This is a genomic window from Pelomonas sp. Root1444 (genome assembly GCF_001426885.1).
Lineage (GTDB): Bacteria > Pseudomonadota > Gammaproteobacteria > Burkholderiales > Burkholderiaceae_C > Pelomonas.
The window spans coordinates 202501-211537 of record NZ_LMFP01000027.1 but is presented as its reverse complement, the minus strand read 5'-3'; the positions used below and the strand labels follow the sequence as shown (position 1 = coordinate 211537).

Here is a 9037-nt window from a genome sequence, read left to right as displayed (position 1 = left end):
AACGCATGGCTTCCTCAGCATGCCGCTGTACGCAGCACCCAACAGCGTCATCGCCTGGGGTGCGGAGACCGAGCGGCCGGACTACGACTACGCCCGCGGCACGGTGCTGCGGGTGTTCGAGCTGGCCGACGGGGCCAGCGCGGGCTTCACGGTCGTGGGCATGGACGGCACGGTGGCTGCACGCGGCACGGTCAGCCGCCAGGGTGGGCAGTACACGGCCCAGGTCACCGAGGGCGCGCTGCGCGACTGGTGCATCGAGGTCGATGGGCGCCGCAGTGCGGTGTTGGGCGAAGGCAAAACTCTGAATTGCGAGCGTTCATGAAAGCATCACGCGTCGGACGTTGCAATGACGTGATGCCGGGTTACGGGCGGCATTTTTCTCTGCGGCTGGTTGCGTTGGCGGCGCTCCTGCATGCACCGGCGGCGGTGCTGGCTCAGGGCACCTTTCCCGGCATGGAGCCCGGTCGCGTGGGCGGCGTGACGGCCGAAGGAGAAAAACCAGACAAGGCGGCTGCTGCGGCCAAAAACAAGCAGATGGCGCAGGAGCTGATCGACCAGCAGCGTGACGAAGCCGCGCGCCGTTTGATGGTCGAACAGCGGGCAAAGCTCCGTGAGCGTTTGGAGCGCGATGCGGGGCTGCTGCGCCAGCCGGTGGACTTGCTGGCGGGCATGTTCCAGTTGCCTGCCGACCTGAAGCTTTCTCCGGAGCACCGCAGTGTGGCCGAGGAGGTGCTGCGTCAACAACGTGAGCGCGCCCAGGCCGGCTGGGCAGCATGGCTGAACGAGGAAACCGCCCAGGGCAAGGGCGAGCTGCGCGCCGAGGTGGCCGCGCAGCGATTGAGTAATCGCGTGCTCAACGAAGTGGCGCTCTGGCAGGCCGATACGACACCGCAGGCCAGCGACACGATCTGGATCGAAGCACTCAAGACGCCTGGCATTTGCAAGGGGCTGGATCAGTCTCGGCCTGCGGCTCAGGTAGCGCAATTGATCGAAGCCTTGCCTGCGGCACAGCGCCACGCCGCGTGGCAGGGCGAAGCGGAGTGCCTGGCTCGATGGGGGCAGGTGCCGCGGCAGGTGCCGCCCTCACCGGACCGCGCGTTCGAGGACGAGCTCGCCGCCATGTTGCCCAAGCCGCCGGGCGACATGTCCAGCCTTGCCCCCGAGGTGCGCGACGCGCTTCAGGCGGCGGGCTGGACCTATGCCGGCCAATCCCCAGCATCGCGCTGCGAGCTGCTGCGCTGGTGGAGCCAGGAGCAGGTGCGCAGCCGACGGATGACGGCGCCGCGCGCGCTGCAAGCCTGGCGCACCGCGCTGGCCGTGCGTTCGCAGGCCTATCTGCTGCCCGATGTGCCACGCAGCGGGCCGGGCGCCACCGACGCGAACGGCTTTCCGCTGTTCGCGCGCCGCGCCGAGCTTGCGGGCACGGTCGTCGTGGAACAGGACCTCGATGCCGCCGGCAAGATCGTGCGCAGCTTCGTGCAGCGCCGCGAGATCACGGCGGCCGGCGTTCGCGGGGTGCCGGCTCTGGCCTTGGAGCGCGAACTGGATGCGGCGAGCCTCGCACGCGCCGCCGCCACACCCGCCGCTGCCCCGGACCCGGCGCAATTGCGCGACGGAACGGCCACGCGTCGCATCGGCATCGAGTGGGTGCTGCCCCAGGGTCTTTAAGCAGAACTTGATCGGGAAATGCGAGGGCAGCCTGTGGCAGCTGCCGAGGATTTCCCTGAACGAATCATTCACGGCCTGCATCGGTGCAGGCCTCTTGTCTAGACAACTTCCATGACCAGACCTTCTTTCTTCGGCTTGATCCTCGCGCTGGTGCTGGCCATGGTCGCGGGCCCCGCGGCGGCCGATAGCCCTCGCCAGCGCGCGCGCATCGACGACGGCTGGCGGTTTGCGCTCGGCCATGCGCATGACCCGGCGCAGGACTACGGCCACAGCACGCGGGCCTTCTTCTTTGCCAAGGCTGGTTTCGGCGACGGCCCTGCAGCGGCCGACTTCGAAGACCGCACCTGGCGCCGCCTGGATCTGCCGCACGATTGGGCGGTGGAGCTGCCTTTTGACGCCCGCGGCAGTTCGACGCACGGCTCCAAGGCCATTGGCCGCGCCTTCCCGGAGAACAGCGTTGGCTGGTACCGGCGCGAACTCGCCATCCCCGCGTCCGCCCAGGGCAAGCGCATCGCGCTCGAGTTCGATGGCGTCTTCCGCGACAGTGTGGTCTGGGTCAACGGCCACTACCTGAACCGCGAGGCCAGCGGCTATTCGAGCTTTCGCGTCGACATCAGCGACTACCTGAACTACGGCGGCCGCAACGTCGTCGCCGTGCGCGTGGACGCCACGACGCAGGAAGGCTGGTGGTACGAGGGCGCCGGCATCTACCGTCACGTTTGGCTGACGCAGGCCGAGCCGCTGCACGTCGACCATTGGGGCACGTTCGTGCGCGCCACGGTCAACGGCAACCGCGCCGAGGTGGCCGTCGACACGACGGTGCGCAACGACGGCAAGGCGGGCGAGTCGTTCACTCTGGAGCATGAGCTGCGCGACCCGGCGGGCCGTGTCGTCGCGCGCGCTACGGTGCCGGCCCGCCGCGTGGGCGTGGACGCCAGCACCGACGTCGCCGCGACGCTGCGTGTGCCGGCGCCGCAGCTGTGGTCGCTGGAGACGCCCCAGCTCTACAAGCTGACGACGCGCGTGAAGCAGGGCGACCGCGTGGTCGACAGTCACGACACGCCGTTCGGCATCCGCACGCTGCGCTTCGACCCCGACAAGGGCTTCTTCCTCAACGGCCGCCACGTCAAGCTGCACGGCGTCAACAACCACCAGGACCATGCCGGCATCGGCGTGGCGCTGCCCGACGCCATGCACGAGGCGCGGCTGAAGATGCTCAAGGGCATGGGCGTGAACGCCATCCGCTCGGCCCACCACCCGGCCACGCCCGAGCTGCTGGACGCCTGCGACCGCTTGGGGATCCTGGTCATCGACGAGCACCGCATGATGGGCACCGCGCCGCAGCTGCGCTACGAGATGGCGCGCATGGTGCGACGCGACCGCAACCACCCGTCCATCGTCCTGTGGTCGGTCGGCAACGAGGAATGGGCGATAGAGAACACCGAGATCGGCACCCGCCTCGCCCGCGAGATGCAGGCCATCGTCAAGCGCATGGACCCGACGCGGCCCGTCACGCTGGCCGCCTCCAGCTCCGGCGGCCCGGAGGGCACGGCAGTCGGCTCCGACGTGCTGGGCTTCAACTACAAAGCCCAGCACGACATCGATGCGATGCACAAGCGCTTCCCCGAGCGCGGCATCGTCGTCACCGAGGAAGGCCTGACCTACGCGACGCGCGGCATCTACGCCGACGACCCGTCCCGCGTGCACATCGCTGCCTACGACAAGCGCTCCGGCGGCGCGTCGACGGCATCCATCGAGGAGGCCTGGCGCTACAACGCCGAGCGCCCGTTCATTGCCGGCGTGTTCTTCTGGACCGGCTTCGACTATCGCGGCGAGACCACGCCCTTCGGCTGGCCCGCCGTGTCGTCGCAGTTCGGCATGATGGACACCACCGGCGCGATGAAAGACAGCGGCTACTACCTGAAGGCCGCCTGGACCGCCGAGCCCATGGTGCACGTGCTGCCGCACTGGAACTGGCCCGGCCGCGAAGGCCAGCCGATCGACGTGCGCGTCTACGCCAATACCGACGAGGTGGAGCTGCTGCTGAACGGCCACTCGCTGGGCCGCAAGGCGCTGACGCGCTACGGCCACCTGCAGTGGAGCGTGCCCTATGCACCCGGCAGCCTGGTGGCGCGTGGCTACAAGGCTGGTCAGCTGGTCGCATCGGAGACCGTGGCCACCACCGGTGACGGCAGCGCCGTGCGGCTGACGGTGGACCGCGCGCGCGTCCGCGCCGACGGGGGCGACGTGGCGGTGGTCCGGGTCAGCGTCGTCGACCGCGAAGGCCGCGTCGTGCCCACCGCCAACCAGCGCATCGGCTTCGAGGTCTCGGGCCCGGCACGCCTGATCGGCATGGGCAATGGCGACCCCGGCTCGCATGAGGCCGACAAGCCGGCCGAGTTCCACCGCTACGCCGCCGCCGGCGACTGGCGCCACAAGGCCGTGGCCAGGCAGGAAGACGCGGCGGCGCTGATGGCCGATGCGGGGGCTGCCGGCTGGCGCGACCCCTTCGCCTGGCTGCCGCCCGAGAAGCAGCCGGCCGACGGCGCCTGGAACGTCGTGCGCGCCACCTTTGCCCGCCCGGCCGCCACGGTGGGACGCGCGGCGCTGTTCGTGGGCGACTTCGCACCGGGCCTGCAGGTCTACGTGAACGGCAAGGCTGTGACGCCGCGGTCCGAGGATGGCATGGGCGTGATCGATCTCGACCCCGCGCAGCTGAAGGACACCAACACGCTGACCCTGGTCTTCGCCACGCCCGCCGAGGGCACGCGCAAGCTGTTCGACGATGCACAGGGCGGCCGGCGCTGGGTCACGCTGCGCACCACCCAACCCGCCGTGCCGTGGCAGCGCAGCGTGTTCAACGGGCAGGCGCAGGTGATCCTGCAGTCCACCGGCAGCGCCGGCAAGGCGACGCTGCGGGCCACCGGCGACGGCCTGCAGGCTGCGACGCTGACGGTCGACACCTTTTAAGAGCCGCTTGAGCGGCCGATGAGAACGATGAGACAAGCGACGAAATGCCGAACCGCCGCAGTTGCGCTGCTCAGCCTGGGCGCGGCCTTCCTGGCGCATGCCGCCATCACCGGCGGCAGTGCGCTGACGCTGCTGTCCTCGCTGGCTGCGCTGGTCACGGGTGAACCCAAGCAAGGCCCCGGCCTGGGCAACCTCAGCTACACCGAGGCTGAGCTCTTCAACCCGGTCTCGGTGATCAAGACCGAGACCGCACCGGGCGCGGGCGACGGCGACATACCCTTCCGCTATCCGGGCCGCCAGGAGTACGGCACCAACGTTGCCTTGATGCTCAACGGCTACCTTGTCGTGATGTTCGCGCCGGACAGCGGGCAGTCGAGCGGCGGTTTTCTTGTCTACGACGTCTCCAACCCCCGCAGCCCAAGGCTGGTGAAGAAGATCTACGAGCCCGAGGGGCGGACCGCGCAGTTCCGCGAGCCACATGCCATCGGCCAGGCCAACATCGACGGCCGGCAGTACCTGGCCGTGCCCAGCACCAAGGGCATCGAGTTCTGGGACTTCAGCGACGTCAACGACATCCGCCAGGTCAGCAAGCTCGCGCTGCCGACGGTCGACGGTGGCGACTACTCCAAGGTCACCTGGCAGCTCTGGTGGCAGGCACCGTACGTCTACGTCGCGTCGGCCGAGGACGGCATGTACATCGTCGACGCACGCAACCCGGCCCATCCCCAGCTCGCGCAACGCGGCGGCGGGCGGCCCAACCCGGTGCCCACCGGCGAGCTCGGTGGCTTCCGAGTCGGGCCCATCTTCACGATGGGCAACCACCTCGTGCTGAGTTCCATGGACACCTACTCCGGGCTGGCGAGCCTGGACATCTCCGACCCGCTGAACCCGCGGCTGCTGGACAGCGTCGGCAATGTGCCCTTCTTCTATTCGACCTGCTTCGACGGTCGCAACATCTACGGTTCGGCTCGCGGCCGAGGCGATGACGGGCGGATGTTCTCCTACGACCTGGACGACCCGGCGCGCTTCGTGCCCAAGGACGACCGGCTGTTGATGGACGAGCAGCTCTATTGCAGCACGCAGGACCAGTTCGTCTTCCAGGGCGCGCAGTTGAGGATGCACAAGGTCGACGTCAGCGACCCGCTCAACCACCGGCACGTCGCGAAGGCCGGCCTCTATCCCGAAGGCTCGGACGAAGCCAGCCACTCGGACCACGGCCAGGTCACCCCGATGGGCAACCTGGTCTATATCGGCAACGACCACGGCCAGCGCAGCGGCTTCATCGTGCACGACCGCAAGCCCGACACGACGCCACCCAAGGTGCGCCAGGTCTCACCTCGGCCCGGCGCGCTCAAGCAGGCGACGACCTCGCGCATCGGCATCGGGCTGACCGACAACATTCTGCCGGAGAGCCTCCACGCCGCCAGCTTCATCGTGCGCCCGCGTGGCGGCGCTGCGCTCGCCGGCACTTACAGCGTGCAGCTGGGCATCGTCAACTTCGCGCCTGCCGAGCCGCTGGCCCCGAACACGACCTATGAAGTGCTGCTGCCGGCCGGTGGCCTGAAGGATTACGCCGGCAACGCCATCGCCGCCGCCTTCAGTGCGCAGTTCACGACCGGCGATCGCAGCCAGCAGGCCGGCATCGACACCGCGCCGACCACCGGCCTGGCCCACCACTGGCCTCTGGCGCGCGGCCTGCAGGACATCGTCGCCGGCAACGATGGCCAGACGACGCCCAGCGACAGCTTCCGCGACGGCGGCCTGAACTTTGCCGGCCGCAGCGCTGGCGTGCTGCTGGCCCGGCCCGACAGCGCCAACCTGGCCGCCGGCACCGCCACGGTCAGCTTCCACATGAAGACCACCCAGCGCGGCCACGCCAGCGCCGTGCAGGCGCCCGGCATCTTCGGGCACGGCCCGGCGGGCGTGCGGTGGGGCTGGATCGACGATCAGGGCCGGCTGCGGCTGTCGGTCGGCGAGCCGTCCTCCACCCATCCAGGCCTTGCGTCGGCCGGCGCGGTCAACGACGGCCAGTGGCACGCCGTCGTGCTGACGCGCGACGCGGCCAGCGGTGCGCTGACCCTGCTGGTCGACGGCATCAAGCGCAGCGGCAAGGGGCCCGCGGGTCAGCTGACCCCGCCCGCTCAGCCGCAGATGCTGGGCCAGATCCAGGGCAGCGCCGACTTCTTCCGCGGTCGGCTGGCGGACGTGCGCGTCTACAACCGCGTGATCAGCGACGCGGAGGCCGCAGCGCTGCGGCGCCAGGCCGCGGTGCGCATCGCCGGGGCGGTCGGCAGCGAGACCCTCGTGGTCGGCGGCCGGGCCGAGTTCAACCCCACCATGCTGGCGCGCAGTGGGGCCCGGTACAGCTGGAACTTCGGCGACGGATCACCGCGCACCGCGCTCTCGCGCACGCTGGCGGCCTCGCACCGGTTCACGGTGGCGGGCCACTACAACGTGGTGCTGACGGTGCGCACGGCCGACGGCGCGGAGCAGACCCATGCGCTGCACCGCACGGTCGTCAACCCGCGCACCGCCAAGGCGCCCACGCACAGCAGCAACATCGTCGGCAACGCCACGCAGGTCTTCAGCGTCAACCCCGACAGCGGCACGGTCACCGCCATCGCTGCCGACACGCTGGCCAAGGCCTGGGAGGCCCGCGTCGGCGATGAGCCGCGCACGCTGGCCATCGGGCCCGACGGCCGCGTGTGGGTCACAGTGCAGGGCGAGGACAAGCTCGTCGCGCTGAACGCGCAAGACGGCAGTGTCTCCGCCGCCGTCCAACTGCCCTATGGCAGCGCGCCGCATGGCGTCGTCTTCACGCCGGACCAGCGCATGGGCCTGGTCACGCTGGAGGGCAGCAGCACGCTGATGAGCTTCGACCCAGCCAACGGCGCAGCGCGTGCGTCCCTCAAGCTGGCCGGCGACGTGCGCGGCGTCGCCGTCAGCGCCGATTCATCCCAGGCGCTGGTGACGCGCTTTCGCTCGCGCATGGACCGCGGCGAGGTGCACCGTGTCGGCCTGAACGGGAAGCTGGCCCTGTACCAGACGGTCGCCCTGCGCGTCGACACGACGACCGTGGACGCCGAGAACCGCGCGCGCGGCGTGCCCAACTACCTGCACCAGGTGGTCATCTCGCCGGACGGCCTGCGCGCCGCGCTGCCGTCCAAGAAGGACAACATCGTCGGCGGCGTGTTCCGCGATGGCCGGCCGCTGGCACACGAGACGACCGTGCGCTCCATCGTGTCGCAGCTCGCGCTGGTGCCCGACGCCGCCGAGGTGTTCGCCGAGCAGCTCGACTTCAACGACCGGGCGCCGGCCCGCGCCGCAGCCTATGCGCCCAACGGCGACTACCTGTTCGTCGCGCAGATGGAGGGCAACCGCATCGCCGTCGTCGACGCCTACAACCGCTCGGTGCGCGGCGAGATCGAGACCGATCGCGCGCCGCACGGCCTGTATGTCGACGAGCGCCGCCAGCGCCTGTACGTCAACAACTTCCTGGGGCGCTCGGTCGGCGTGTACGACATCGCGCCGGTGCTGTCGGCGGAGTCCTTCTCCGCCCGGCCGCTCGCGACCGTGGCGGCGGTGGCCGCCGAGACGCTGGCGCCAGCCGTGCTGCGCGGCAAGCGGGTCTTCTACAACGCCGCCGACCGGCGCATGAGCCGCGACAACTACATGTCCTGCGCGAGCTGCCACGCCGATGGCGGCGACGACGGCATGGTGTGGGACTTCACGCAGCGCGGCGAAGGCCTGCGCCGCACCATCAACCTGCGCAGCCGCCAGAACCCCGGCCAGGGCCATGCGCACTGGACCGCGAACTTCGACGAGCTGCAGGACTTCGAGAACGACATCCGCGGTGCCTTCGGCGGCACGGGCTTCCTGAGCGACCGCGACTTCTTCGCCACGGCAGACCCGCTCGGTGCACCCAAGGTGGGACGCAGCCGTGACCTCGACGACCTGGCTGCCTACATGACCTCGCTGTCGCACCGCGGGCGCAGCCCGGCGCGCCAGGCCGACGGCACGCTGACCGTGGAGGCCCTGCGCGGGCAGCAGGTGTTTGGCGCCATGCAGTGCGCGACCTGCCACGCCGGGGCCACGCTGCGCGACGGACTGCGCCACGACGTCGGCACGGTCCAGCCATCGTCGGGCAAGGGCATCAAGCAGGCGCTCGCCGGTGTCGGCTTTCACACGCCGCCGCTGTACGGGCTGTGGGCCGCGCCATCCTTCTTCCACAACGGCCAGGCGGCCACGCTGCAGGAGGTGTTCACGACGGGGCATGGCGGCACGCAGCCGCTGTCCGCCGCAGACCGCAGCGCGCTGGTCGAGTTCCTCCGCTCGATCGACGCGAGCAGCGCGGACGAACGGAAACGCTGACGAACCAGGGCGTCAACCGCGCCGTCAT

3 protein-coding genes and 1 pseudogene are annotated in these 9037 nt (G+C 70.1%); all 4 read left to right on the top strand.

Features of this window, described 5'->3' with window-relative positions:
- Positions 1-322 (top strand): annotated as a pseudogene (locus ASD35_RS17875) (hypothetical protein); the annotation flags it as partial.
- Positions 319-1668, top strand: coding sequence for a hypothetical protein (locus ASD35_RS17870; RefSeq protein ID WP_157275634.1), 1350 nt, complete (start codon positions 319-321; stop codon positions 1666-1668). The pseudogene ASD35_RS17875 and the gene ASD35_RS17870, both read left to right, overlap by 4 nt.
- A gap of 111 nt (positions 1669-1779) precedes the next feature.
- Positions 1780-4638 (top strand): beta-galactosidase GalA, encoded by a 2859-nt coding sequence (galA, locus tag ASD35_RS17865; protein ID WP_056876316.1) that lies wholly within the window; start codon positions 1780-1782, stop codon positions 4636-4638.
- A 27-nt stretch (positions 4639-4665) separates the two neighbouring features.
- Positions 4666-9009 carry an Ig-like domain-containing protein gene (locus tag ASD35_RS17860; RefSeq protein ID WP_056876315.1) on the top strand — a complete coding sequence of 1448 codons (4344 nt, stop codon included), beginning with the start codon at positions 4666-4668 and terminating at the stop codon, positions 9007-9009.
- The last annotated feature ends 28 nt before the right edge of the window (positions 9010-9037 follow it).

Bases quoted from the DNA above. Each gene is read 5' to 3' on its own strand.
- ASD35_RS17870 (WP_157275634.1), top strand. From the start codon at position 319: ATGAAAGCATCACGCGTCGGACGTTGCAATGACGTGATGCCGGGTTAC.
- galA (WP_056876316.1), top strand. From the start codon at position 1,780: ATGACCAGACCTTCTTTCTTCGGCTTGATCCTCGCGCTGGTGCTGGCC.
- ASD35_RS17860 (WP_056876315.1), top strand. From the start codon at position 4,666: ATGAGACAAGCGACGAAATGCCGAACCGCCGCAGTTGCGCTGCTCAGC.